Origin of the sequence: Pseudonocardia lutea, from assembly GCF_042658055.1 — a bacterium.
Taxonomy (GTDB): Bacteria; Actinomycetota; Actinomycetes; order Mycobacteriales; family Pseudonocardiaceae; genus Pseudonocardia; species Pseudonocardia lutea.
The window spans coordinates 22,274-45,851 of record NZ_JBHSQK010000046.1; the positions used below are offsets into that span (position 1 = coordinate 22,274).

The following is a 23,578-nucleotide window of genomic DNA, read 5'->3' on the forward strand; positions in this document are numbered from 1 at the left end:
CGATCGATCCCGTCGACGGCATGACCCGCACCCAGCAGCTGCTGGCGGACGACCCGCTCTGGCTGGTCGTGCTCAAGGTGGTCGTGCTGTTCGCGGTCGGCGTGGTGCTGACCCTGTTCATGATCAACTGGGAGCGCAAGGTCGTGGCCCGGATGCAGCAGCGTCCGGGGCCGAACCGGGTGGGGCCCAACGGCTGGCTGCAGTCGCTGGCCGACGGGCTCAAGCTGGCCTTCAAAGAGGACATCATGCCGGTCCTCGCCGACAAGAAGGTCTACTTCATCGCCCCGGTGATCTCCACGATCCCGGCGTTCCTGGCCTTCTCGGTCATCCCGTTCGGTGGCGAGGTCTCGATCTTCGGCGAGCGCACGGTGCTGCAGCTGGTCGACCTCCCGGTCGGCGTGCTCGTCGTGCTGGCCTGCTCCTCGATCGGCGTCTACGGCATCGTGCTCGGCGGCTGGGCCTCCGGCTCGCCGTACTCGCTGCTCGGGGCGCTGCGCTCGGCGGCGCAGGTGATCTCCTACGAGATCGCGCTCGGCCTGTCGGTGGTCGCGGTCGTGCTCTACGCGCGGTCGTTGTCCACCGCGGACATCGTCGCGGCGCAGGGCTCGGGCTGGTACTTCTACCTGCTCGTCCCCAGCTTCGTGGTCTTCGTGATCGCGATGGTCGGCGAGACGAACCGGGCCCCGTTCGACCTGCCGGAGGCGGAGTCGGAGCTGGTCGGCGGCTTCCACACCGAGTACACGAGCCTGAAGTTCGCGCTCTTCTTCCTGGCGGAGTACGTCAACATGGTCACCGTCTCGGCCATGGCGACCACGCTCTTCCTGGGCGGCGGGCGCTGGCCCTGGCCGCTGTCGTCGTTCAACGACAACGGCTGGCTCATGTTCGTGGCGTTCCTGATCAAGACGCTGATCTTCCTGTTCGTCTTCATCTGGCTGCGCGGCACGCTGCCCCGCTTCCGCTACGACCAGTTCATGCGGCTGGGCTGGAAGGTGCTGGTCCCGGTCAGCCTCGGCTGGATCCTGGTGATCTTCGCGATCCGCGCCTATCGCAACACCACGGGCGGCGAGTCCACCGCGGCGCTGCTGATCACGATCGGCATCGTGGTGCTGGCGATCCTCGCGGTCGCCTTCCTGCTGCCCGAGCGCCGGACGCCCGACCAGGAGGTCGAGGCCGCCTCGGACTACCCGGTCCCGCCGCTGGACCTGAAGGTCCCGGCGGCGCCGCGCCGGCGTCGCGCGCCGGTCGAGACGCGGGAGCCCGCCGGTGCGCTCTCCGGCACGGAGGAGGAGTAGACGATGTTCGAGTTCTTCAAGGGCTTCGGCGTCACCTTCTCGACGATGTTCAAGAAGGTCGTCACCGAGGAGTACCCCGAGGACTTCCCGCCCGCCGCGCCGCGCTACCACGGCCGCCACCAGCTCAACCGGCACCCGGACGGGCTGGAGAAGTGCGTGGGCTGCGAGCTGTGCGCCTGGGCCTGCCCGGCCGACGCGATCTACGTCGAGGGCGGCGACAACACCGAGGAGGCGCGCTACTCGCCCGGGGAGCGCTACGGCGCGATCTACCAGATCAACTACCTGCGGTGCATCGGCTGCGGGCTCTGCATCGAGGCGTGCCCCACGCGCTCGCTCACGATGACGAACTTCTACGAGCTCGCGGACGACAACCGGCAGGACCTGATCTACACGAAGGAGCAGCTGCTCGCGCCGCTGCTGCCGGGCATGGAGCAGCCGCCGCACCCGATGCGCCTCGGCACCGACGAGCAGGACTACTACGTGCAGGGCCCGGTCCTGGCACGGAGGTCCGCGGCCGGTGAGGACGTGCCGGGCGAGCCGGTGGGGGAGCAGGTCCCGTGAGCGCGCTTGCAAGCGAACCGATGAGTGTCCTCGCGCAGGCGGCCTCCACCGCCGGCGACGCCGGGGTGGGAGAGGCGATCGTCTTCTGGATCCTCGGGCCGATCGCGCTGGCCGCGGCGATCGCCATGGTCCTCGCCCGCAACGCGGTGCACTCGGCGCTGTTCCTGGTGCTGACGATGCTCTCGCTGGCGGTCCTCTACCTGATGCAGCAGGCGCCCTTCCTCGGGTTCGTGCAGATCATCGTGTACACGGGCGCCGTGATGATGCTGTTCCTGTTCGTGCTCATGCTGGTGGGCCGGGACAGCTCGGACTCCGTGGTCGAGGTGCTGCGGGGCCAGCGGGTCGCGGCGGTGCTGCTCGGCCTCGCGTTCGCGCTGCTGCTGGTCGCGGGCGTCGGCCGGACGGCCTTCGCCATCCCGTCCGCCGGGCTCGGCCTGGCGGCCTCGAACGGCAACCTGCCGGGCATCGGGCGGCTGATCTTCACGGACTACCTGCTGCCCTTCGAGCTCACCTCGGCGCTGCTGATCACCGCCGCGCTCGGCGCGATCGTGCTGGGCTTCGCGCAGAAGAAGCCGGCGGCGAAGCGGGGCCAGCGGGCGACCGTCGTCGCCCGGCTGCGCGGCGAGCACGCCCGGATCTCCCCGCTGCCCGGCCCCGGCGTCTACGCCACGGCCAACTCGGTGGCCGTGCCGGCCCTGCTGCCCGACGGCTCGATCGCCCGCGAGTCGCTCTCGGAGATCATCGAGGGCCACGAGGTCGACGAGCACCCGCGGCCGCCGGCCGACGCGCACGCCCTCACCGAGGGGCGGCGGGCCGAGCTGGAGCGCGCGGGCAGCACGGGCGGCACCACGGGCGGCACCACGGGCGGCACCACGGGCGGCGAGGAGGACCGCACATGAGCCCCACCAACTACCTGCTGCTCTCCGGCCTGCTGTTCACCGTCGGCGCGATCGGGGTGCTCGTGCGCCGCAACGCGATCGTCGTGTTCATGTGCATCGAGCTGATGCTCAACGCGGTGAACCTCTCGCTGGTGACCTTCGCCCGCATGAACGGCCAGCTCGACGGCCAGGTCATGGCGTTCTTCGTCATGGTCGTCGCCGCGGCCGAGGTGGTGGTCGGGCTGGCCATCATCATGTCGATCTTCCGGACCCGTCGTTCGTCCTCCGTGGACGACGCGAACCTGCTGAAGTACTAGGAGCCTCATCGATGACCGCTCCCCCTGAGGTGCTGCCGGCGGGTGGCGCCGCGTCGGTGGCCTGGCTGCTCTTCACGATCCCCGCGCTCAGCGCACTGGTGCTGTTCCTGGCCGGGAAGCGCGCGAACGCGTGGGGCCACGTGCTCGGCGTCGCCTCCGTGCTCGCGTCGTTCGCACTGGGCGTGGTGATCTTCGTCCAGACCCTGGGCCTGGCCGCCGAGCAGCGCACCACCGAGGTGTCGCTGTACTCGTGGATCGCCTCCGGCGCGCTCGACGTGGACTTCGGGCTCCGGATCGACCCGCTGTCGCTGACCTTCGTGCTGCTGATCACCGGTGTCGGATCGCTGATCCACATCTACTCGGTCGGCTACATGGCACCGCACGCGGGCGGCCACGGTGTTGACGAGGACGCACACGCCGAGCCGTCGTCGGACTCGAGCCGGCGCCGCTTCTTCGCGCAGCTCAACCTGTTCGTCGCGGCCATGCTCGTGCTGGTCCTCGGCAACAACTTCGTGCTGCTCTACCTCGGGTGGGAGGGCGTCGGCCTGGCGTCGTACCTGCTGATCGGCTTCTACCAGGACCGCCCGTCGGCGGCGACGGCCGCCAAGAAGGCCTTCCTGATGAACCGGGTCGGCGACGTCGGGCTGGCGATCGCGATCTTCCTGCTCTGGCTGGAGCTGGGGACGCTGCAGTACACCGAGGTCTTCGCCCGGATCGGGGAGCTCGGCGGCGGCACCGTCCTCGCGATCACGCTCCTGCTGCTGCTCGGCGCCTGCGGCAAGTCCGGCCAGTTCCCGCTGCAGGCGTGGCTCCCCGACGCGATGGAGGGCCCGACCCCGGTCTCCGCGCTCATCCACGCGGCCACCATGGTCACCGCGGGCGTGTACCTCATCGCCCGCACGAACCCGATCTACGACCTCAGCCCGACCGGACGCGTGGTCGTCGCGCTGATCGGGGTGGTGACGCTGCTGATCGGCGCGATCATCGGCTGCGCCTACGACGACATCAAGAAGGTGCTCGCCTACTCCACGGTCAGCCAGATCGGCTACATGATCCTGGCCGTCGGGCTCGGCCCGGCCGGCTACGCGCTCGGCATCTTCCACCTGCTCACCCACGGCTTCTTCAAGGCCGGGCTGTTCCTCGGGGCCGGGTCGGTCATGCACGCCATGAACGACGACGTGAACATGCGCAACTTCGGCGGCCTCGGCCGGCGGATGCCGATCACCTTCGTGACCTTCGGCCTCGGCTACCTCGCGCTGATCGGTTTCCCGTTCCTGTCCGGCTACTTCTCCAAGGACGCGATCATCGAGGCCGCGTTCGGCCGGGAGGGCTGGCAGGGCTGGGTCTACGGGGGCGCGGCGACGCTCGCCGCCGGGCTCACCGCCTTCTACATGACCCGCTTGATGATCATGACGTTCCTCGGCGAGGAGCGCTGGCGCACCCTCACCGCGCCGGACGGCGAGGCCTACCACCCGCACGAGTCGCCGCCGGTGATGACCGGCCCGATGATCGTGCTGGCGATCGGCTCGGTGTTCGCCGGTTTCGTGCTCAGCGCTGTCGGGCTGAACCAGTGGCTGGCGCCCTCGCTCGGCGAGCTGCAGGAGTCCGCGGACGGGGTGCTGCCGCACGCGGTGGTCCCGTGGCTGGTGCTGGCCTTCTCGGCGCTCGGGGTGCTGGTCGCCTACCTGGTCGTCGGGCGCCGCCCGACGCCGGTCGAGCGGCCCGAGCCCGTCTCGCTGCCGGTGCGCGCGGCCCGCCGCGACCTCTACGCCAACGCCATCAACGAGACCGTCATCGAGCGGCCGGGCATCTGGCTCACCCGCGCGCTGGTCTTCCTCGACAACCGCGGGGTCGACGGGGTGGTCAACGGCCTGGCCGCCGGCCTCGGGGGCGGCTCGGCCCGGTTGAGACGGCTGCAGACCGGGTTCGTGCGCTCCTACGCGCTCTCGATGCTGGGCGGCAGCGTCCTCGTCGTCGCGGCCCTGCTGGCGGTGAGGTTCGCGTGAACGCCGCCGTGACGAACACCGCCCCGGACACCGGCGGCAACGTGATGCTGCTGGTCCTGCTGCTCCTGCCGCTCGTCGGCGCGCTGCTGATGTACCCGCTGCGCCGCAACGTCCCCGCGGCCAAGGCCGTGGCCATGGTGACGGCGCTCCTCGAGTTCGTCCTCGTCGTCGTGACGTGGGTGGGGTACTCCACCGACGCGGCGAGCTCCGGCGAGCGCTTCCAGTACGTCTTCTCGGTCCCGTGGATCCCGGCCTTCGGCACGCACCTGGCCTTCGGCATCGACGGCATCGCGCTCGTCATGATCGCGCTGACCGCCTTCCTCGTGCCCGGCCTGATGCTCTTCGCCTGGGCGGAGAAGCTGCCCGAGGGCCGTACGGCGTCGGGCTACTTCGCCCTGCTGCTGGCCACCGAGGCCACGCTGATGGGCGTCTTCACCGCCACGGACGTCTTCCTGTTCTACGTGTTCTTCGAGGCGATGCTGATCCCGATGTACTTCCTCATCGGGCGCTTCGGCGGGCCGAACCGGCAGTACGCCTCGGTGAAGTTCTTCCTGTACTCGCTGCTCGGCGGCCTGATCATGCTGGCCTCGCTGATCGGGCTCTACGTGACGAGCGCCGACCAGCTCGGCGCCGGCACGTTCACCTGGAGCGACCTGCAGTCGATCGCGCAGAGCACCCCGACCTCGACCCAGATCTGGCTGTTCCTGGGCTTCTTCGTGGCCTTCGCGATCAAGGCGCCGCTGGTGCCCTTCCACACCTGGCTGCCCGACGCCGGTGCCGAGGCCCCGATCGTGGCCGCGGTCCTGCTCGTCGGCGTGCTGGACAAGGTGGGCACCTTCGGCTTCCTGCGCTACTGCCTGCCGCTGTTCCCGCAGGCCAGCCAGGTGCTGGCGCCGCTGGTGCTGGTGCTCGCGGTGATCGGCATCATCTACGGCGCGCTGCTCGCCGTGGGGCAGAAGGACATGAGCCGGTTCGTGGCGTACACGTCGATCGCGCACTTCGGCTTCATCGCGCTCGGCACGTTCGCCTTCTCCAGCCAGGCCTTCGCCGGGGCGACGCTGTACATGGTCAACCACGGCCTCTCCACCGGCATGCTGTTCGTGATGGTCGGCCTGCTGGTGGCCCGCGGCGGCTCGCGGCTGATCGGCGACTACGGCGGCGTCTCCAAGCTGGCCCCGCTGCTGGCGGGCTGCCTGCTGCTGGCGGGGATGTCGTCGCTGGCCCTGCCCGGCACCAACTCGTTCGTCAGCGAGTTCCTGGTGCTGGTGGGGTCCTTCCCGCGGGAGCCGGTCGCGACGATCGTCGCGACCGTCGGCATCATCTTCGCCGCGCTCTACATCCTGTGGTTCTACCAGCAGACGATGCAGGGCCCGGTCCGCGGCAACGCCGTGATCCGGGCGCTGGAGGCCGCCGGCGCGGGCGGACCGGGGGCGATGATCGACCCGTCCGTGGCCGCGAAGCGCGGCAGCGGGTTCCCCGACCTCACCAAGCGTGAGATCGGCGTACTCGCCCCGCTGGTGTTCGTGATCGTGGTGCTCGGGTTCTTCCCGGGGCCCGTGCTCGACGTGATCAACCCGTCCGTGCAGGCGACGATCAGCGAGGTCGGGCTGCCCGACCCGGTGCCGGCCGGCGGTCTCGTGGGAGGTGTCCGGTGATCGCCCTCGCCCAGGTGGCCCCGCTGACGGCGCCGCCCATCGACTACGCCGCGATCGCGCCGCTGCTCGTCGTGCTCGGCGGCGCGTGCGTCTCGGTGCTGCTCGAGGCGTTCCTGCCCCGCCACCAGCGCTGGCCCGCGCAGGTCGCGCTGGCCGTGCTGGTGATCGCGGTCGCGGGCATCTCGCTCGGGGTCTACGCCGGGGCCGCGCCCGAGGCCGGCGTCGTCACCCTGGCGTCGACGCTGGCCGTCGACGCCCCGACGCTGTTCCTGTGGGGCACCCTGCTGGTGCTCGGGTTCGGCTCGATCCTGCTCATCGCGGACCGCTCCGTGGAGCCGGGCGGGGCGTTCGTCGCCTCGGCGGTGGAGCGGGCGTCGGTCGCGGCCGCGCCGGGCACCACGACCGGGCCCACGGGCGTCGACCCGGAGCACGTCGACCGGTCCTACGGGGCGCCGGGCGAGGCGCCGACGATGCAGACCGAGGTCTTCCCGTTCACGCTGTTCGCGCTCGGCGGGATGATGGCCTTCGTCGCGGCGAACGACCTGCTCACGATGTTCGTGGCGCTCGAGGTGCTGTCGCTGCCGCTGTACCTGATGTGCGGGCTGGCCCGGCGCCGGCGGCTGCTGTCGCAGGAGGCCGCGGTCAAGTACTTCCTGCTCGGGGCGTTCGCGTCGGCGTTCTTCCTCTACGGGCTCGCCCTGCTCTACGGCTACGCGGGCTCGGTCAAGCTCACGGCCATCGCGACCGCCGCGGTGGGCACCCCGAAGTCCGACGCGCTGCTCTTCGGCGGGCTCGCGCTGCTGATCGTCGGGCTGCTGTTCAAGGGCTCGGTCGGCCCCTTCCACACCTGGACGCCGGACGTCTACCAGGGGGCGCCCACGCCGATCACGGCGTTCATGGCGGCCTGCACCAAGGTCGCGGCGTTCGGCGCGATCCTGCGCGTGCTGCACATCGCGTTCGGGTCGACGCACTGGGAGTGGCGCGGGGTGATGTGGGCGGTCGCGATCGCCTCCATGGTGATCGGCGCGGTGCTCGGCCTCACCCAGACCGACCTCAAGCGCATGATCGCGTACTCCTCGGTGGCGCACGCCGGGTTCCTGTTGGTCGGGGCCATGGCGATCACCCCCGAGGGCGTGTCGTCGACGCTGTTCTACCTGCTGGCCTACGGCTTCACGACGCTGGCCGTGTTCGGTGTGATCTCGCTCGTGCGCAACGCCGACGGCGAGGCCACCCACCTGTCGCAATGGGCGGGGCTGGCGAAGCGTTCGCCGATCCTCGCCGGCGTGATGACCTTCCTGCTGCTCGGCCTCGCCGGGATCCCGCTCACCAGCGGGTTCACCGCCAAGTTCGCGGTGTTCTCGGCGGCGCTCGGGGACGGGATGGCGCCGCTGGTCGTGATCGCGCTGGTCGCGTCGGCGGTGGCGGCGTTCTTCTACCTGCGGGTGATCGTGCTGATGTACTTCAGCGAGACGCCGGCGGACGGGCCCACGGTCACCGTGCCGGGCGCGTTCACCACCGTCGCGATCACCCTCGGTGTGGTGGTGACGCTGCTGCTGGGTGTCGTCCCGACGCTGGTGCTCGGCTGGGCCGGCGCGGGCGGGCTCACGGGCTGACCTGAGGAAGGCCTCGTAGGCTGGTGCCCGTGGAGACGCAGAGCGTGGCGGGTGTGGAGCTCGCCGACCCGGACCTGGCCGCCGCGACGGCGCGCGGGCTCGAGCGGGTGGAGGAGCTGCTGCACCGCGAGGTGCACAGCGACTACCACTTCGTCAGCGAGACGTCCCTGCACCTGATCGACGCGGGGGGCAAGCGGTTCCGGCCGCTGTTCACGCTGCTCAGCGGGCAGATCGGGCCCTCGCCGGACGGGGACGACGTGGTGCGGGCGGCCGCCGTCGTCGAGCTGGTGCACCTGGCCACGCTCTACCACGACGACGTCATGGACTCGGCCACGATGCGCCGCGGCGCCGAGAGCGCCAACCACCGCTGGGACAACACGGTCGCGATCCTGACCGGGGACTTCCTGTTCGCGCACGCGTCGCGGCTGGTGGCCGACCTCGGGCCCGACGCCGTGCGGATCATCGCCGAGACCTTCGCCGAGCTGGTCACCGGGCAGATGCGGGAGACCCGCGGCCCCGGGCCCGCGGACGACCCGGTGCAGCACTACCTGCAGGTCATCGCGGAGAAGACCGGCTCGCTGATCGCGACGGCGGGCCGGTACGGCGGCATGTTCTCCGGCTGCACCCCCGAGCAGATCGAGTCGCTGCACCGCTTCGGCGCCACAATCGGCACGGCCTTCCAGATCTCGGACGACATCATCGACATCGCCTCGCCCTCGCTCGACTCGGGCAAGACGCCGGGCACGGACCTGCGCGAGGGCGTGCACACGCTGCCGATGCTCTACGCGCTGCAGGACCCGGCCTGCCCGGAGCGGCTGCGGTCGCTGCTCTCCGCGCCCATCCGGGCCGACGCGGAGGTCGAGGAGGCCCTGGAGCTGCTGCGCTCGGGCCCGGGCATCCCGCGGGCCAAGGACACCCTCGCCGGCTACGCCCAGGAGGCGCGGGCGGAGCTGGGCAAGCTCCCCGCCTGCCCCGCCACCGAGGCGCTCGGCACCCTCACGGGCTACACGATCGACCGCATCGCCTGACCCTGCCCCGCGAGTCGGCACTCTCGGGCGACCGACTGTGCGATCCCGGGAGCTCCCGGGATGTGCGGTTCGGTGCTCCGGAAGTGCCGACTCGCGGGGCGGAGGTCAGCGCGTCCCGGGCTCCGGGGTGGGCACCAGCTCGCGCTCCGGGCGGACGCGCGTGGCCCGGACCAGGTCGACGGTGAAGATCGCCAGGGCGATCCACACCAGCCCGAACCCGACCCACCGGGAGACGGGCATGGCCTCGCCGTTGACCAGCACGCCCCAGAGGAACTGCATCGTGGGCGTCAGGTACATCAGCGTGCCGAGCGTGGTGAGCGGGATCAGCCGGGCCGCGGCGCCGTAGAGCAGCAGTGGCAGGGCGGTCACCGGGCCGGCGAGCACCATCATCGCCACGTGGAAGCCCCCGAGCGAGGTGAACGTGCCCTGGCCGGTGGCCTGCAGGAAGAGCACGAAGGCGAGGGCGACCGGTCCGACGACCAGGCCCTCGCCCGTCAGGCTCGCCGTCGCGGGCAGCGCGACCTTCTTCTTGAGCAGCCCGTACACCCCGAACGACGCGGCCAGGGCGAGCCCGAGCCACGGTGGGCTCCCGCTGCCCACGCTGATCACCACGACCGCGAGCGCGGCGATGCCCAGCGCCACGACCTGCGCGCGGTCGGGCCGCTCGCGGAGCACCAGGACGCCGAGCAGCACGCTCACCAGCGGGCTCATGTAGTAGCCGAGCGCGATGTCGACGACGCGCTCGATCGAGACGCCGTAGATGAACACACCCCAGTTGACGGTGATGAACGCGGCGGCGGCCGCGACCGTCAGCCAGCCCCGCCCCGACAGGGCCCGCAGCGCGCCCCAGCCGCGCAGCAGGGTCAGCACGCCCGCCATCAGCACCATGGTCCAGACGATCCGGTGGGCCAGGACCTCGACCGGCCCGGCGGGGTCGAGCAGCGGCCAGAACGCCGGGAAGAGCCCCCAGGCGAGGTGTGCGGCGATGCCGAGGCCGACGCCCCGGCGGTCCAGCTCCGGTGCGGCTCCCCCGACGGTCACCGCTCCATCAGAACATCCGAGCGCTGAATGTTCGAGGGTGAAACGGATCGCTCCCGCGAGCCGGGCCGGCTCCGCGGACCCGGCGGCCGGCGAGCGGGAGGCCCGTCACCAAGGGCGGACGTCCAGGGCCGGGCGCTTCGGCGTGACCGAGCTGATCCGCTCGTGGAGCTCGGCGGGGACGTCCCAGTCCCCCGGGTCCCCGGAGCGGCTCCCGGCGTGGGCGCGGGCCGCCTCGGCCAGCGGCCCGGCGTGCCCGGCGTGCAGGCCGGTGAACCGGACCCGGGCCTTGCCGGGCGCGTCGACGGCCGCGACCCCGTCCTCCGGGCACCCGCCCAGGCACTGCACGGAGCGCACCGGGACCGCCTCCGTGGCGGCGTCCTCCCGCAGCGCCTCGGTGAGGGCGCGGCCGAACCGGCCGGACTCGGCCGGGTCGTAGCGGGGGCAGGTGCGGCAGATCAGCAGCGGCATGTCGTCCTCGGGTCGGGGTCGTGCGCACCACCGCCCGGCGCCGTCGGGTGGCGCCGGGCGGTGGACCTGCGGGAACGGCGGGATCAGGAGCGGCGGCGGTCAGACCCCGGCGGGGGCCTGGTTGCGGTCCACGTTGCCGGGCAGCGGCGGGGTGGCGGCCCCGTCCTCGCTGGCCTCCTTGTGGAAGCGGCCGTCCTTCATGATGTAGTTCAGCTTCGTCTGGTCCTGCAGGATCGTGATGTCGGCGAGCGGGTCGCCGTCGACCAGCAGGAGGTCGGCGAGGTAGCCGGGCTGGACCTTGCCCAGCTCGTCGGGCCGCAGCATGATCTCGCCGCCCCAGGCGGTGGCGGAGATGATCGCCTCCATCGGGGTGAAGCCGAGGAGCTCCACGAAGTGCTGCAGGTCCCGGGCGTAGGTGCCGTGCGGGGTCCAGGCGAAGCCGTAGTCGCCGCCGGGCAGCACCTTGATCCCGCGCCGGTGCATCTCGCGCAGGCCCGCGATGGCCATCTCGAGCTCCTTCTTGTACCCGACGGCCTCGGCGGCCTCCTGCGGGAACCCGAAGGCCTCGGCCTCGTACAGCGTCGCCACCAGCCAGTTGATCCCGGGCGCGACGAACACCCAGTCCTTGTTGGCCTCGAGCATGTCCATGCCCTCGGCGTCGGTGAAGCTGGCGTGGTAGATCACGTCGACGTGGTGGCGCACGCACATCTTCACGCTCTCGGCGCTGCGGGCGTGGGCGCAGACCCGCTTGCCCCGGCGGTGCGCCTCGGCGACGGCGGCCGCCACCTCCTCGTCGGAGAAGTAGGTGTCCTCCGCGCGCTGGGTGCCGGTGATCTCCTCCCCGGTCATGGACAGCTTGATCTGGTCCACGCCGATGTCGATCAGCTCGCGGACGGCCTTGCGCATGCCCTCCGGCCCGTCGGCGAACTTCGTGATCGACTTGATCAGCGCCCCGCCGGTGACCGCGATCTCCGGCCCGTTGGCCAGGTAGCGGGGACCGGGGATCCGGCCGGCGTTGATCGCGTCCCGGCACACGACGTCGAGCCGGTCCTTCGCCGAGGCCGCGCCGAGGCACATCGTGTAGCCGGAGTCGATGTAGGTCCGGGCGGACTCGATCGCGAAGAGCAGGTGCTCCTCGACCGGCATGGTGCCCAGGCCGTCGAGGTCGGCGGAGTTGTTCCAGCTGAAGTGGGTGTGGGCGTCGCACAGCCCGGACATCAGCGTCCGGCCGCGGCCCTCCACCACGCGGGCCCCCTCGGCGCGGGCCGCGTCCACGGTGCCGACCGCGGCGATGCGGTCGCCCTCGACCAGCACGTCCCCGCGGTACGGGTCGGCGCCGGTGGAGTCGAGGATCGAGACGTCCCGGAACAGGATCTTGCTGGTCGTGGTGGGCACGGTGCCCCTCCTCTTCCTTGAGGTTCTGGTGAGGTTCTGCCGGGCCGCCCGGGTGGCCACCCCGGGCGGGGTGGGTCAGAGGAACTTGAGCAGGTGGTCGGTGACCGGGCGGGCGGCCTCGAGGGCGGTCCAGTGCCCGACGCCGGGGAGGATCTCGACCGTCGCCGAGCCGTGCGCCTCGGCCAGCTCGCGGCTGGCCTCGGGCGGGCCGACCTTGTCCTCGTCGCCGGTGATCAGCAGCAGCGGCAGCGCGGGGTCGACGGGGCCCGGGTCGGTGGCCGCGGCGAGGGCCTCGCAGTTGCGCGCGTAGCCCTCCGGGTCCTGGCGCATGACCAGCTCCCGGACGAACGCGGCGACCTCGGGCTTCTCGGTCCGGGTGGTCTCGGACAGCGCGTTGGCGACGACGCCGGGGGCGACGGCGGCGGTACCCTTCTCGCGCAGGACCGCCGCACGGTCGCGCTGGGCCCGGCGGCCGGCCTCGGCGGGCTCGCGGACCGCACCGAGCAGCGTCAGGGAGCTGACCCGGTCGCGGTACCGGCGGGCGAACTCGCGCACCACCAGGGTGCCCATCGAGTGCCCGACCACGTGCGCCGTCGTGACGCCGGCCTGGTCGAGCACGCCCGCCAGGTCGTCGGCGTGGGAGGCGATGCCGATCCCGTCGGCGACCGGGGAACGGCCGGCGCCGGCCGAGTCGACCCGGATCACGGTGTGCGAGCCGACGAGCGCGTCGGCCTGGACCTGGTAGAAGTTCGAGGTCCCGCCGAGCCCGTGCACGAACAGGACCGCCGGGCCCTCGCCCTCGATCTCGACTGCCAGTTCCTTGCCGTTGACGTTCACGTCTCTCCTTCGGTGGTGGTGGGGGTGTGCCGGGGGCCCGGTCAGCCGATGCGGTTGCGCTGCGTGCCGAGGCCGGTGATCGACACCTCGACGACGTCGCCCGCCGCCAGGAACCTCGGCGGGTCGAACCCGATGCCGACGCCGGCGGGGGTGCCGGTGGCGATCACGTCGCCGGGCAGCAGGGTGATGCCGGCCGAGATCGTGGCGATCAGCTCGGGGATGTCGAAGATCAGGTCCTTCACCGCGGCCGACTGGCGGAGCTCGCCGTTGACCCGGCTCTGCACCTGCAGCGCGGTCACGTCGGGGACCTCGTCGGCGGACACGGCGTAGGGCCCCATCGGGCAGTGCGTGTCCAAGGACTTGCCCAGCAGCCACTGCTTGTGCCTGCGCTGCAGGTCGCGGGCGGTGACGTCGTCGACGATCGTGTAGCCCCAGACGTGGTCGAAGGCCGCGTCGCGCGAGATGCCGCGCCCGCCCCTGCCGATGATCACCGCCAGCTCGGCCTCGTAGTCGAGTTCCGCGGTCACGCCCGGGTGCGCCAGCACCTCGTCGAAGGGGCCGGTCACGGAGGTCGTCGCCTTCGCGAACACCACCGGGTGCTCCGGCAGTGCCTCGGAGCGGTCGGGCTGGTCGTAGCCGCTGCGGCCGAACTCGGCCACGTGCTCCCGGTAGTTCTTGCCCACGCAGAACACGTCCCGGCGGGGCACCGGGATCGGCGCGAGCAGTCGCACCGAGTCCAGCGGCCGGGCCGGCAGCGCGGCGGCGCGGTCCGCCAGCAGCGGGCCGAGCTCCGCCCAGCCGTCGATCACCTCGAGCAGTCCCGCGCCCGAGGGGAGGAGGTCCCCGACGTCGCGGACCTCGCCCGCGTCGTCGTCGACCACGCCGACCCGGGCCGCGGCACCGGCGGTGAAGGTCACCAGCTTCATCCTACGAACCAATCTGAACCAATCGAACCAATCCGGTCGGGTGCCGACCGTACGCGGTGGGTGGACCGCTGTCGAGAGCCAGATTCAGTCGTCGTGTGGCGCCGTCGATTGGTCTTGATTGGTTTCAGAAGACCGGTATGGTGGTGCCGTGCAGACGGTCGAGCAGTCCCTGCGTGCCCTGTTGGCCGAGGGCGCCCGGGACGGCAGGTTCGGGCCGGGTTCCAAGCTGCCGACGGAGCGGGCGTTGGTCGAGCAGCTCGCCGCCCCGCGCTCGGCGATCCGCCGCGCACTGGAGATGCTGGAGCGTGACGGCGTGGTGATCCGGCACGTCGGGCGCGGGACCTTCCTGACCGAGGCGGCGGTGCAGCAGGTCGACGGGGCCCCGGCCGACACGAGCCCGTCGGAGATCATGCAGGTCCGGCTGCTGCTCGAGCCCGGGGTGGCCGCCCTCGCCGCGCGCGTGGCCACCCAGGCCGACCTCGACCGGATCGGCGAGTGCCTGGCCGGCGGCGGCGCGAGCGAGGACTTCGAGGACTTCGAGTCCTGGGACGCGCGGCTGCACCGCGCCATCGCCAGGGCCGCGCACAACGGCCTGCTGCTGAACATGTTCGACGTGCTCACCACCGCCCGGGCCCTGCCGGTGTGGGGCACCCTCAAGCGCCGGACCTCCAGCCCCGAGCGGCGCCGCTGCTACCACGAGGAGCACACGGCGATCGTCGAGGCGCTGCGCGACCGCGACCCGGAGGCCGCGGCGGCGGAGATGCGCCGGCACCTGGAACACGTGTCGGACAACCTGCTCGGGCGCCACTGAGCCGCGAACGGCAACGGCCCGGCTCTGCGAACAGAGCCGGGCCGTCGTGGGTCGGGACGGGTGGTCCGGTCAGCCGGCGATCGTCCAGGTGTCGCGGCCGGTGAGCAGGGCCTGCAGGTCCGCGCCGCCGGGCTTGGCGGCGGCGAGGTCCTTGGCCTGCTGGACCTGGGCGCGGGCGGCGTCGTCGTAGGTGGTGCGGTCGACGTTGCGGAAGATGCCGGTGACGGTGTGGTTGAGGTCCTGGTCCGAGAGCCGGGACAGGGCGAACGACAGCTCGAGGTTGCGCGCGTCGTGGACCACGATCTCGCTCGGGTCAACGTCCGCGGCCTTGACGACCTCGAGCCGGAACCCGCGCTGCACGACGGCGAACTTGTCGTCCTCGGGGCCGAAGGTGACCGGCTGGCCGTCGACGACGTGGACCAGCCGCTGGTCCTTGGTCTCGGGCTTGCGGAGCAGGTCGAAGGAGCCGTCGTTGAAGATCGGGCAGTCCTGGAAGATCTCGACCAGCGCGGAGCCGCGGTGCGCGGCGGCGGCGCCGAGGACCTCGGTGAGGCCCTTGCGGTCGGAGTCCAACGCCCGCCCGACGAAGCTCGCTTCGGCGCCGAGGGCCAGGGAGATGGGGTTGAACGGGTGGTCGAGCGAGCCCATGGGGGTGGACTTGGTGACCTTCCCGACCTCGGACGTCGGGGAGTACTGGCCCTTGGTGAGCCCGTAGATCCGGTTGTTGAACAGCAGGATCTTGAGGTTGACGTTGCGGCGCAGCGCGTGGATCAGGTGGTTGCCGCCGATCGACAGCGCGTCGCCGTCGCCGGTCACGACCCAGACAGACAGGTCAGGCCGGGACACGGCCAGGCCGGTGGCGATCGTCGGGGCGCGGCCGTGGATGGAGTGCATCCCGTAGGTGTTCAGGTAGTACGGGAAGCGGCTCGAGCAGCCGATCCCGGACACGAACACGGTGTTCTCGCGGCGGATCCCCAGGGTGGGGAGGAACTGGCGCACCGCGGCGAGCACGGCGTAGTCGCCGCAGCCGGGACACCAGCGGACCTCCTGGTCGGAGGTGTAGTCCTTGGCGGTCTGCTTGGCGTCGGTGGTCGGGACGAGGTCCAGCCCGCCGATCGACGGCAGACCGAGGTCGGTGCTCATTTCGCCTCCGCGGGAAGGAGTACGTCGGCGGTGCTCATTTCCGCCTCCGCGGGAAGGAGTACGTCGGCGGTGCTCATGCCTGGACTCCCAGAGGGGCCCCGTTGCCGGAGCCGTTGGTGCTGTTGGTGTCTGAGGTCGTCCCCGTGCTGTTCGGGTGGGTGCCGGTCAGGTAGTCGAGGAAGACGTCCTGCAGCTCCTCGGCCTTGAACGGCAGTCCGGAGACCTTGGTGTAGGACTTCGCGTCGACCAGGTACTTGCCGCGCAGCAGCAGCGCGAGCTGGCCGAGGTTCATCTCCGGCACCAGCACGGTGCGGTAGGAGGCGAGGACCTCGCCGAGGTTGGCCGGCAGCGGGTTGAGGTGCCGTAGGTGCGCCGTAGCGATCTTGTGCCCGAGGTTCCGCACCCGGCGCGCCCCGGCCACGATCGGGCCGTAGGTCGAGCCCCAGCCGACGACGAGCACGTCCGCCTCGCCGGAGGGGTCCTCGACGGTCAGGTCCGGCACCGGGATGTTCTCGATCTTGGCCTGGCGCAGCCGGACCATCCGGTCGTGGTTGTCCGGGTCGTAGGAGATCGAGCCGCGCCCGTCGGCCTTCTCCAGCCCGCCGACCCGGTGCTCCAGCCCGGGGGTGCCGGGGATGGCCCACGGCCGGGCCAAAGTCTCCGAGTCGCGCAGGTACGGCCAGAACTCCCCGGACCCGTCGGGGGCGTTGGGCTCGGTGGCGAAGCCGGGGTCGACCCGCTCCAGGGTGTCGGCGTCGGGGATCTTCCACGGCTCCGAGCCGTTGGCCAGCGCCCCGTCGGAGAGCACGATCACCGGGGTGCGGTAGCGCACCGCGATCGCGGCGGCCTCGACCGCGGCGTGGAAACAGTCCCCGGGCGAGCGCGGCGCGATGATCGGCAGCGGGGCTTCGCCGTTGCGGCCGTACATGGCCTGGAGCAGGTCGGCCTGCTCGGTCTTGGTCGGCAACCCGGTGGACGGGCCGCCGCGCTGCACGTCGATGACCAGCAGCGGCAGCTCCAGGGCCACCGCCAGCCCGATGGTCTCGGACTTCAGCGAGATCCCCGGGCCGGACGTCGTCGTGACGCCCAGGCTGCCGCCGAAGGACGCGCCGAGGGCGGCGCCGACGCCGGCGATCTCGTCCTCGGCCTGGAAGGTGGTCACGCCGAAGGCCTTGTGCTTGGAGAGCTCGTGCAGGATGTCCGAGGCCGGGGTGATCGGGTAGGAGCCGAGGAACACCGGCAGCCCGGTGGTCCGGCCGGCCGCGACGATGCCGTAGGCCATCGCGGTGTTGCCGGTGATCTGCCGGTAGGTGCCCGGCTCCAGCTTGGCCGGCGCCACTTCGTAGGTGACGGCGAAGGCCTCGGTGGTCTCGCCGTAGGCGTGTCCGGCGCGGAAGGCGAGGATGTTGGCCTCGGCGAGTTCGGGGCGGCGGGCGAACTTCTCGCGCAGGAACCGCTCGGTGCCCTCGTGCGGGCGGTGGTACATCCACGAGAGCAGGCCCAGGGCGAACATGTTCTTCGCCCGCTCGGCGTCCTTCTTGCTCAGCCCGGTCTCCTCCAGCGCACCCCGGGTGAGGGTGGCCATGGCGACCTCGTGGACCTGGAAGTCGGCCAGGCTGTCGTCCTCGAGCGGGTTGGACTCGTAGCCGACCTTGGTCAGGTTGCGCTTGGTGAACTCGTCGGTGTTGACGATCAGCACGCCGCCGTGCGGCAGGTCGCCGATGTTCGCCTTGAGCGCGGCCGGGTTCATCGCCACCAGCACGTCCGGCCGGTCCCCGGGGGTCAGGATGTCGTAGTTCGCGAAGTGCAGCTGGAACGAGCTGACCCCGGGCAGGGTCCCGGCAGGCGCCCGGATCTCGGCCGGGAAGTTCGGCAGCGTGGACAGGTCGTTGCCGAATGTCGCGGTCTCCGAGGTGAACCGGTCACCCGTGAGCTGCATCCCGTCGCCGGAGTCACCCGCGAACCGGATGACCACCCGGTCCTTCGTGATGACATCGTGCTCGCCGCCGGCGGGCGTGACGGCGGTCTCGTTGGACGTCATGTCGAGGTCATTCCCCGGTTCGTTTTCGGGAACACAAATGTCCGGACGAGGTTAACGCCGGGTGTCGGCCGGCGTCCCGGGACCCGGTACGACGTCACACGGCCTCCGCTCGTCCGGCCGGGACGGGGGCAACTCGTGTCCCGCCCCTAACGCTTGCTGATGCGTGCCTGGAGCGCGGTGACGCGCTCCTGGAACTCCTCCGAGTGTACGGACGCGGCCTGCGCCCTCACCTCGATCTCGGTCGCCTCCGTGTGCGAGAGCGCCCCGGCGGTGACGCCCATCGTGGCCTTGGTGGTCTCGATGAGCGACCGCGGCGCGGCGGCGGCCCGGCCGGCGAGCTCCTTGGCCCCGGCGAGGAGGGCGGCGTCGTCGTCGTACCGGCGCCAGACCAGACCGACCCGCTCGGCCTCGACGGCGTCGAGCACGTCGCAGAACAGGGTCAGGGCCTTCGCGCCCTGCGCCCCGAGCGCGCGGTCCACCATCCAGGTGTAGCCGCCCCCCGGGTGCAGGCCGAGCTGCATGAAGCGGGCGTCGAACTTCGCGCCCGGACCCGCGAGGCGGAGGTCACAGGCGAGCGCCAGGTTCAGCCCGGCGCCGACGGCCGCGCCGTTGACCGCGGCGATCGTCGGCAGCGGGCACTGCGCGACGGCGAGGAACCCCGCGTACACGGTCTTGAGCCGCGCGGGGTCGGCGCCCTGCAGCTCCGACAGGTCGCCACCGGCACAGAAGGCGGGCGGCTCGCCCGTGATCACCACGGCGCCCACCGCCGGGTCGGCGACCGCCCCGTCGAGCGCGGCGACGAGCTTGCCGGACAGCTCGAGGTTCATCGCGTTGCGGCGGGCCGGGTTGGAGACTGTGAGCAGCGCGACGCCGTCCTCGACCGTCGTGCGGACTTCGGTGGTCATGGGGTGATCCTGACATCCCGCCGGGTTACCGTCCGCCGGTGACCGTGAACGACCGCCCGCTGCCCCACGACCGTGCGCCCCGACCGGGGGAGAAGGTGCGCCGGCACCACGACGGGTGTCTCGGCTGCGGCGACGTCGCACACGGGCTGCACCTGAGCTTCGTCGCGGGGGAGGACCTGACCGTCACCTCGGTGCTCGACGTCCGGCCCGGCCTGCAGGGCGGCCCCGGCGTGGTCCACGGGGGCGTCGTCGCCGCGGCGCTCGACGAGACCATGGGTGCGCTGCAGGGCTTCTTCCGCCGCCCCGCGGTGACCGCGGAGCTGACCACGACCTACCGCAGGCCGATCCCGATCGGTACCCGGCTGCACCTGTGGGCCCGCGTGGAGGCGCGGGAGGGCCGCAAGACCTGGACCACCGGCACCGCCCGGCTCGATGCGCCGGACGGGCCGGTCGCCGCGGAGGGCCGCGGCCTGTTCATCGACATCCGCCGCGACCACTTCGACGCGGCGGGGGTGCGTGCCGTGAACCCGTGAACCGCCCGTGAAGCCGGGCGGCCCGGAACACGGCCTCCCGGCGGGTCGTTGACCCTGCAGGAACCTGCGGAAGGAGCGGCGAGGCGGTGCACGGTCACCTCAACGGGCTGAAGACGGCGGTCCTGCTGGGCGGGATGAGCGCGCTGGTCCTGGTCGTCGGGGGACTGGTGGCGGGCCGGACCGGGCTGATCGTCGCGTTCCTCGTCGCCCTCGGGATGAACGGCTACGCGTACTTCAACTCGGCCACGATCGCGTTGCGCGCCATGCACGCGCGGCCCGTCACCGAGGCCGAGGCGCCCGGGCTGTACCGGATCGTGCGCGAGCTGAGCCAGCGCGCCCGGCAGCCGATGCCGCAGCTGTACATCAGCCCGACCAACGCGCCCAACGCCTTCGCCACCGGCCGCAACCCGCGCAACGCCGCGGTCTGCGCCACCACCGGGCTGCTCGAGCTGCTCGACGAGCGGGAGCTGCGCGCGGTGCTGGGCCACGAGCTCAGCCACGTCCACAACCGCGACATCCTGATCTCCTGCGTGGCCGGCGCGATGGCGTCGATGATCAGTTTCCTGGCCAACATGGCGATGTTCGCCGGGCTCTTCGGCGGGGGCGACGAGGACCGGCCGAACCCCCTGGCGGCCCTCGTGATCGCGCTGCTCGGGCCGGTCGCCGCCGGCGTCGTGCAGATGGCGGTGAGCCGGTCGCGGGAGTACCAGGCGGACGCGTCGGGCGCCGAGCTGACGGGGGACCCGCTGGCGCTGGCGTCGGCGTTGCACAAGCTGCAGTACGGCACCGCGCTCGCGCCGCTGCCACCCGAACCGCAGCTGGTGTCGCAGTCGCACCTGATGATCGCGAGCCCCTTCCGGCCCGGCGAGCAGCTGGCGCGCTGGTTCTCCACCCACCCGCCGATCGAGGACCGGATCCGTCGGCTGCAGGAGATGGCCCGCCCGCGTTGACCCCGCTGTGCGCGGCGCGTGGTGCGGGAGCACCACGTGCCGCGCACGGGCGCCTCAGCGCAGCTCGCGGCGCAGGATCTTGCCGCTGACCGTCTTCGGCAGCTCGTCGACGACCTCCACGACCCGCGGGTACTTGTAGGCGGCCATGCGTTCCCGGGCGAAGGCGATCAGCTCGTCCGGCTGCAGCTCGGCGCCGGCCTTGAGCGACACGACGGCCTTCACGGTCTCGCCGCGGTAGGAGTCCGGTACCCCGACCACGGCCGCCTCCCGTACCGCGGGGTGGCCGTAGAGCACGTCCTCGACCTCCCGCGGCCAGATCTTGTAGCCGCCCGCGTTGATCTGGTCCTTCTTGCGGTCCACCAGGTAGAACCAGCCGTCGGCGTCCATGAACCCGACGTCGCCGGTGTGCAGCTCGCCCTCCGGGAGCGCGTGCGCCGTCTCCTCCGGCTTGTTCCAGTAGCCGGGCACCACCTGCGGCCCGCGGATCACGATCTCGCCGACCTCGCCGACGGGCAGGTCCCGCCCGTCGTCGTCGACCACCCGGACCACGGTGTTCGACACCGGCACCCCGACCGACAGCGCGCCGGAGGTGGGGTCGACGGGCGCGCGGGAGCCGAACGGCCCGACGTGGCTCGGGCTCGTCGTCTCGGTGAGCCCGTAGGCGTTGTGGATGTACGGGCCGATCTTGCGCTCGAACGCCTCCACGACGGCCGGGGCGACGGGGGCGCCGCCGCTGTAGACCTTGGTCAGCGAGGACAGGTCGCGGGACCGGGCGTCGGGGTGCTCCATCATCGCGATGAACACCGGGATCGCGCCGACGACGAAGGTCGCCCGCCAGCGCTCGACCAGTTCGAGCACGGTGCCGGCGTCGAAGCGGAAGCCCAGCACCACCGGGGCGCCGGTCAGCGCGGCCACGGCGAGGTGCCCGATCAGGCCGGTGATGTGGAAGAGCGGGGCGACGCCGAGGATCACGTCGTCGGGACCGAGGTGGATCCAGTCCCGGTAGGTCATGGCGTTGAAGACGACGTTGCGGTGCGTGTTCGTCGCGCCCTTCGGCGGGCCCGTGGTGCCCGAGGTGTAGGTGAGGAACGCGATGTCGTCCGGCCCCGCCTCCGGGACCGCGGGCGGCGGATCGCCGGCGTGCTGGGCGATCAGGTCCGTCAGGTCCAGCGCCGAGGCGGGGCGCTGGCGGCAGCTGCCGGCCAGCAGGCCGGGGACGTCGCCGTCGCCGAGGGGGTCGAGCTCCGAGGTGGTGACCAGGGTGCGGACGGCGGTCGACGGCTGGACCTGCAGCGCGACGGGGTGCAGCGACTCCAGCGCGACGAGGACGGTGGCGCCGGAGTCGGCGAGGACCACCTGCAGCTCGCGCTCGCGCAGCATCGGGTTGACCGGCACCACGATCCCGCCGGCCTTCCACACGGCGAGCATCACGATCGCCCACTGCGGCACGTTCTGCAGGTACACCGCCACGCGGTCGCCCGGGACGACGCCGAGTGCGGCCAGGCCGGCGGCGAGCGCATCGGAGTCCGCGTCGACCTCGCCGATCGTGCGGGTGGCGTGGAAGTAGTGGAGGAACGGGCGTTCGGGGTTCGCCTTCGCGGTCGCGTGCCACATCGCGAGGGCGGACGGGAACTCCGGCACGACGTCCGGCGGCACGCCCTCGTCGTAGCGGGCGAGCCAGGGACGCTCCGCGTAGGTCGTCATCTCGACAGTGAACCGCGTGGTGTGACTCCTGTCACTCGCGACCGCGGGCCCGGTTCTGTCGGTGGGCCGCGGCATGCTGGGCGCGTGTTGTCGACCACCAGCGAGTACGGGATCCTCGGGGTGCGGGACGTCGACTTCCGGCTGGACCGGTACCCGCCGGCGCCGGACCTCGCCGAGCTGGTCGAGCGGCACTGGGTCGTCAGCTGGGCACTGCCGCCGGGGCGCCGGGCGTCGGTCACGCTGCTGCCGCACCCGTGCGTCAACGTGGTGCTCGACCGCGGGGCCCTGGCGATCGCCGGCGTCGGGCGCGAGCGGTTCACCTACGCCTTCACCGGTGAGGGCCGGGTGTTCGGCACCAAGTTCCGGCCGGGGGCGTTCCTGCCGTTCCTCGGCCGCCCCGTCTCCGCGCTCACGGACGTCACGCTGCCCGCCGCGCGCCTCTGGGGTCCGTCGGCCGACGCGCTTGCCGCGTCGCTGACCGGGCCGGTGCCGGAGCTGATCGCGCGGATGGAGGCCTTCCTGCGGGAGCGACGGCCGGAACCGGACCCGCAGGTCGCGGTCGTCGGGCGGATCGTCGCGGCGCTGCTGCACGACCGGGAGGTCACGCGCGTCGAGGACATCGTCGAGCGGTTCGGCATCCCGGCCCGCACACTGCAGCGGCTGTTCGGCCGGTACGTCGGCGTGAGCCCGAAGTGGGTGCTGCGGCGGTACCGGCTGCACGAGGCGGCGGCGCGGCTCGCCGAGGAGCGGGATCGGCCGTGGGCGGAGGTGGCCGCGGAGCTGGGGTACTTCGACCAGTCGCACTTCATCCGGGACTTCGGCGCGGCGATCGGGCTGACGCCGGCGGCCTACGCGCAGGCGTGCCGGCGCCGCGAGGAGCCGGTCAGCGCCTAGGTTTTCTTCCGCTATCCAGCTAGGGTGGGGGTCGGACGGATCGAGGAGGAGCCGATGACGGACGTGCAGCCCGCCCTGAACGAGCGCACCCACCGCTGGGAGGACCCGGCCGGCATGGCCGCGGCAGCCGGGATGGACGGGCTGTCGGTCATGCGGGCGATCCTGTCCGGCGAGCTGCCCGCCCCGCCGATCGCGGGCCTGCTGGGCTTCGAGCTGGAGTCCGTCGACGAGGGCCGCGCGGTGTTCACGATGGAGCCCGGCGACCACCACTACAACCCGCTCGGCTCCGTGCACGGCGGCGTCTACGCGACCCTGCTCGACTCCGCCCTGGGCTGTGCGGTGCACACCACGCTGCCCGCCGGCGTCCGCTACACCAGCCTCGACCTGGACGTGAAGTTCCTGCGCCGCATCACCACCGACACCGGCCCCGTCCGCGCTACGGGCTGGGTCGTGCACGGCGGCCGCAGCACCGCCCTCGCCCGCGCCGACCTGCGGGACGGCGCGAACCGGCTGCTGGCCGAGGGCAGCTCCAGCTGCATGCTCTTCCGCTGATTCCCTATCGGCGTTGCGGTGTCAAGCC

Annotated in this window: 22 protein-coding genes; 13 read left to right on the forward strand and 9 right to left on the reverse strand. The window is 72.0% G+C overall.

Features of this window, described 5'->3' with window-relative positions; all coding sequences use genetic code 11:
* The first annotated feature begins 20 nt into the window (after positions 1-20).
* From nuoH to ACFQH9_RS19010, 8 genes are read left to right on the forward strand one after another with little or no spacing between them, the layout of a single operon-like run.
* Positions 21-1,292 (forward strand): NADH-quinone oxidoreductase subunit NuoH, encoded by a 1,272-nt coding sequence (gene nuoH, locus ACFQH9_RS18975; protein WP_379567507.1) that lies wholly within the window; start codon positions 21-23, stop codon positions 1,290-1,292.
* Between the two features lie 3 nt (positions 1,293-1,295).
* A complete protein-coding gene (gene nuoI, locus ACFQH9_RS18980) occupies positions 1,296-1,853 on the forward strand; it encodes an NADH-quinone oxidoreductase subunit NuoI (protein WP_379567487.1) in 558 nt (185 codons plus the stop codon).
* A gap of 20 nt (positions 1,854-1,873) precedes the next feature.
* A complete protein-coding gene (locus tag ACFQH9_RS18985; RefSeq protein ID WP_379567488.1) occupies positions 1,874-2,752 on the forward strand; it encodes an NADH-quinone oxidoreductase subunit J in 879 nt (292 codons plus the stop codon).
* Entirely contained in the window at positions 2,749-3,048 is a 300-nt protein-coding gene (gene nuoK / locus ACFQH9_RS18990; protein WP_232869062.1) for an NADH-quinone oxidoreductase subunit NuoK, read from the forward strand. The genes ACFQH9_RS18985 and nuoK overlap by 4 nt, the downstream gene beginning before the upstream one ends.
* An 11-nt stretch (positions 3,049-3,059) precedes the next feature.
* Positions 3,060-5,054, forward strand: a complete 1,995-nt coding sequence (nuoL, locus tag ACFQH9_RS18995; RefSeq protein WP_379567489.1) for an NADH-quinone oxidoreductase subunit L — start codon at positions 3,060-3,062, stop codon at positions 5,052-5,054.
* 44 nt (positions 5,055-5,098) lie between these two features.
* Positions 5,099-6,709: an NADH-quinone oxidoreductase subunit M gene (locus ACFQH9_RS19000; protein ID WP_379567508.1), complete on the forward strand. Its 1,611-nt coding sequence runs from the start codon at positions 5,099-5,101 to the stop codon at positions 6,707-6,709.
* Complete coding sequence (gene nuoN / locus ACFQH9_RS19005) at positions 6,706-8,322, forward strand: NADH-quinone oxidoreductase subunit NuoN (RefSeq protein ID WP_379567490.1); 1,617 nt, start codon at positions 6,706-6,708, stop codon at positions 8,320-8,322. The genes ACFQH9_RS19000 and nuoN overlap by 4 nt, the downstream gene beginning before the upstream one ends.
* Positions 8,323-8,351: 29 nt before the next feature.
* Positions 8,352-9,350, forward strand: a complete 999-nt coding sequence (locus ACFQH9_RS19010) for a polyprenyl synthetase family protein (protein WP_379567491.1) — start codon at positions 8,352-8,354, stop codon at positions 9,348-9,350.
* 105 nt (positions 9,351-9,455) lie between these two features.
* Here the strand turns inward: ACFQH9_RS19010 and rarD are convergent, their stop codons facing one another.
* The 5 genes from rarD to ACFQH9_RS19035 form a co-directional block, all read right to left on the reverse strand.
* The gene (gene rarD / locus ACFQH9_RS19015) at positions 9,456-10,391 is read right to left on the reverse strand and encodes an EamA family transporter RarD (protein WP_379567492.1); all 936 of its coding nucleotides are present in this window, start codon (positions 10,389-10,391) and stop codon (positions 9,456-9,458) included.
* A gap of 105 nt (positions 10,392-10,496) precedes the next feature.
* On the reverse strand, positions 10,497-10,859 hold the full coding sequence (locus ACFQH9_RS19020) for a DUF1636 family protein (RefSeq protein ID WP_379567493.1): 363 nt from the start codon (positions 10,857-10,859) through the stop codon (positions 10,497-10,499).
* A 99-nt stretch (positions 10,860-10,958) separates the two neighbouring features.
* Complete coding sequence (locus ACFQH9_RS19025) at positions 10,959-12,254, reverse strand: metal-dependent hydrolase family protein (protein WP_379567494.1); 1,296 nt, start codon at positions 12,252-12,254, stop codon at positions 10,959-10,961.
* A gap of 75 nt (positions 12,255-12,329) precedes the next feature.
* Entirely contained in the window at positions 12,330-13,091 is a 762-nt protein-coding gene (locus tag ACFQH9_RS19030) for an alpha/beta fold hydrolase (RefSeq protein WP_379567495.1), read from the reverse strand.
* Between the two features lie 41 nt (positions 13,092-13,132).
* Complete coding sequence (locus ACFQH9_RS19035) at positions 13,133-14,017, reverse strand: fumarylacetoacetate hydrolase family protein (RefSeq protein WP_379567496.1); 885 nt, start codon at positions 14,015-14,017, stop codon at positions 13,133-13,135.
* A 148-nt stretch (positions 14,018-14,165) separates the two neighbouring features.
* Between ACFQH9_RS19035 and ACFQH9_RS19040 the strand changes: the two genes are divergently transcribed.
* Positions 14,166-14,828: a FadR/GntR family transcriptional regulator gene (locus ACFQH9_RS19040; protein ID WP_379567497.1), complete on the forward strand. Its 663-nt coding sequence runs from the start codon at positions 14,166-14,168 to the stop codon at positions 14,826-14,828.
* A 69-nt stretch (positions 14,829-14,897) separates the two neighbouring features.
* Here the strand turns inward: ACFQH9_RS19040 and ACFQH9_RS19045 are convergent, their stop codons facing one another.
* The 3 genes from ACFQH9_RS19045 to ACFQH9_RS19055 form a co-directional block, all read right to left on the reverse strand.
* Positions 14,898-15,971 carry a 2-oxoacid:ferredoxin oxidoreductase subunit beta gene (locus ACFQH9_RS19045; protein ID WP_379567498.1) on the reverse strand — a complete coding sequence of 358 codons (1,074 nt, stop codon included), beginning with the start codon at positions 15,969-15,971 and terminating at the stop codon, positions 14,898-14,900.
* 73 nt (positions 15,972-16,044) lie between these two features.
* Entirely contained in the window at positions 16,045-18,012 is a 1,968-nt protein-coding gene (locus ACFQH9_RS19050; protein ID WP_379567499.1) for a 2-oxoacid:acceptor oxidoreductase subunit alpha, read from the reverse strand.
* A gap of 146 nt (positions 18,013-18,158) precedes the next feature.
* Entirely contained in the window at positions 18,159-18,917 is a 759-nt protein-coding gene (locus ACFQH9_RS19055) for an enoyl-CoA hydratase (protein ID WP_379567500.1), read from the reverse strand.
* Positions 18,918-18,955: 38 nt separating this feature from the next.
* Between ACFQH9_RS19055 and ACFQH9_RS19060 the strand changes: the two genes are divergently transcribed.
* Positions 18,956-19,450 carry a hotdog domain-containing protein gene (locus tag ACFQH9_RS19060; protein WP_379567501.1) on the forward strand — a complete coding sequence of 165 codons (495 nt, stop codon included), beginning with the start codon at positions 18,956-18,958 and terminating at the stop codon, positions 19,448-19,450.
* Positions 19,451-19,536: 86 nt separating this feature from the next.
* A complete protein-coding gene (gene htpX, locus ACFQH9_RS19065) occupies positions 19,537-20,400 on the forward strand; it encodes a zinc metalloprotease HtpX (protein WP_379567502.1) in 864 nt (287 codons plus the stop codon).
* A gap of 54 nt (positions 20,401-20,454) precedes the next feature.
* Here the strand turns inward: htpX and ACFQH9_RS19070 are convergent, their stop codons facing one another.
* Positions 20,455-22,104 (reverse strand): class I adenylate-forming enzyme family protein, encoded by a 1,650-nt coding sequence (locus tag ACFQH9_RS19070; RefSeq protein ID WP_379567503.1) that lies wholly within the window; start codon positions 22,102-22,104, stop codon positions 20,455-20,457.
* Between the two features lie 84 nt (positions 22,105-22,188).
* Between ACFQH9_RS19070 and ACFQH9_RS19075 the strand changes: the two genes are divergently transcribed.
* Complete coding sequence (locus ACFQH9_RS19075; protein WP_379567504.1) at positions 22,189-22,998, forward strand: DUF6597 domain-containing transcriptional factor; 810 nt, start codon at positions 22,189-22,191, stop codon at positions 22,996-22,998.
* Between the two features lie 54 nt (positions 22,999-23,052).
* Complete coding sequence (locus tag ACFQH9_RS19080; protein ID WP_379567505.1) at positions 23,053-23,550, forward strand: PaaI family thioesterase; 498 nt, start codon at positions 23,053-23,055, stop codon at positions 23,548-23,550.
* Positions 23,551-23,578: the final 28 nt, after the last annotated feature.

What these genes read in the sequence shown, in the direction of transcription:
- ACFQH9_RS19055 (WP_379567500.1), bottom strand. Translation starts at nt 18,917, where the DNA reads ATGACCACCGAAGTCCGCACGACGGTCGAGGACGGCGTCGCGCTGCTC.
- ACFQH9_RS18985 (WP_379567488.1), top strand. Translation starts at nt 1,874, where the DNA reads ATGAGTGTCCTCGCGCAGGCGGCCTCCACCGCCGGCGACGCCGGGGTG.
- nuoI (WP_379567487.1), top strand. Translation starts at nt 1,296, where the DNA reads ATGTTCGAGTTCTTCAAGGGCTTCGGCGTCACCTTCTCGACGATGTTC.
- nuoK (WP_232869062.1), top strand. Translation starts at nt 2,749, where the DNA reads ATGAGCCCCACCAACTACCTGCTGCTCTCCGGCCTGCTGTTCACCGTC.
- ACFQH9_RS19080 (WP_379567505.1), top strand. Translation starts at nt 23,053, where the DNA reads ATGACGGACGTGCAGCCCGCCCTGAACGAGCGCACCCACCGCTGGGAG.
- ACFQH9_RS19070 (WP_379567503.1), bottom strand. Translation starts at nt 22,104, where the DNA reads ATGACGACCTACGCGGAGCGTCCCTGGCTCGCCCGCTACGACGAGGGC.
- nuoH (WP_379567507.1), top strand. Translation starts at nt 21, where the DNA reads ATGACCCGCACCCAGCAGCTGCTGGCGGACGACCCGCTCTGGCTGGTC.
- ACFQH9_RS19000 (WP_379567508.1), top strand. Translation starts at nt 5,099, where the DNA reads ATGCTGCTGGTCCTGCTGCTCCTGCCGCTCGTCGGCGCGCTGCTGATG.
- ACFQH9_RS19050 (WP_379567499.1), bottom strand. Translation starts at nt 18,012, where the DNA reads ATGACGTCCAACGAGACCGCCGTCACGCCCGCCGGCGGCGAGCACGAT.
- ACFQH9_RS19020 (WP_379567493.1), bottom strand. Translation starts at nt 10,859, where the DNA reads ATGCCGCTGCTGATCTGCCGCACCTGCCCCCGCTACGACCCGGCCGAG.
- ACFQH9_RS19035 (WP_379567496.1), bottom strand. Translation starts at nt 14,017, where the DNA reads ATGAAGCTGGTGACCTTCACCGCCGGTGCCGCGGCCCGGGTCGGCGTG.
- ACFQH9_RS19045 (WP_379567498.1), bottom strand. Translation starts at nt 15,971, where the DNA reads ATGAGCACCGACCTCGGTCTGCCGTCGATCGGCGGGCTGGACCTCGTC.
- nuoL (WP_379567489.1), top strand. Translation starts at nt 3,060, where the DNA reads ATGACCGCTCCCCCTGAGGTGCTGCCGGCGGGTGGCGCCGCGTCGGTG.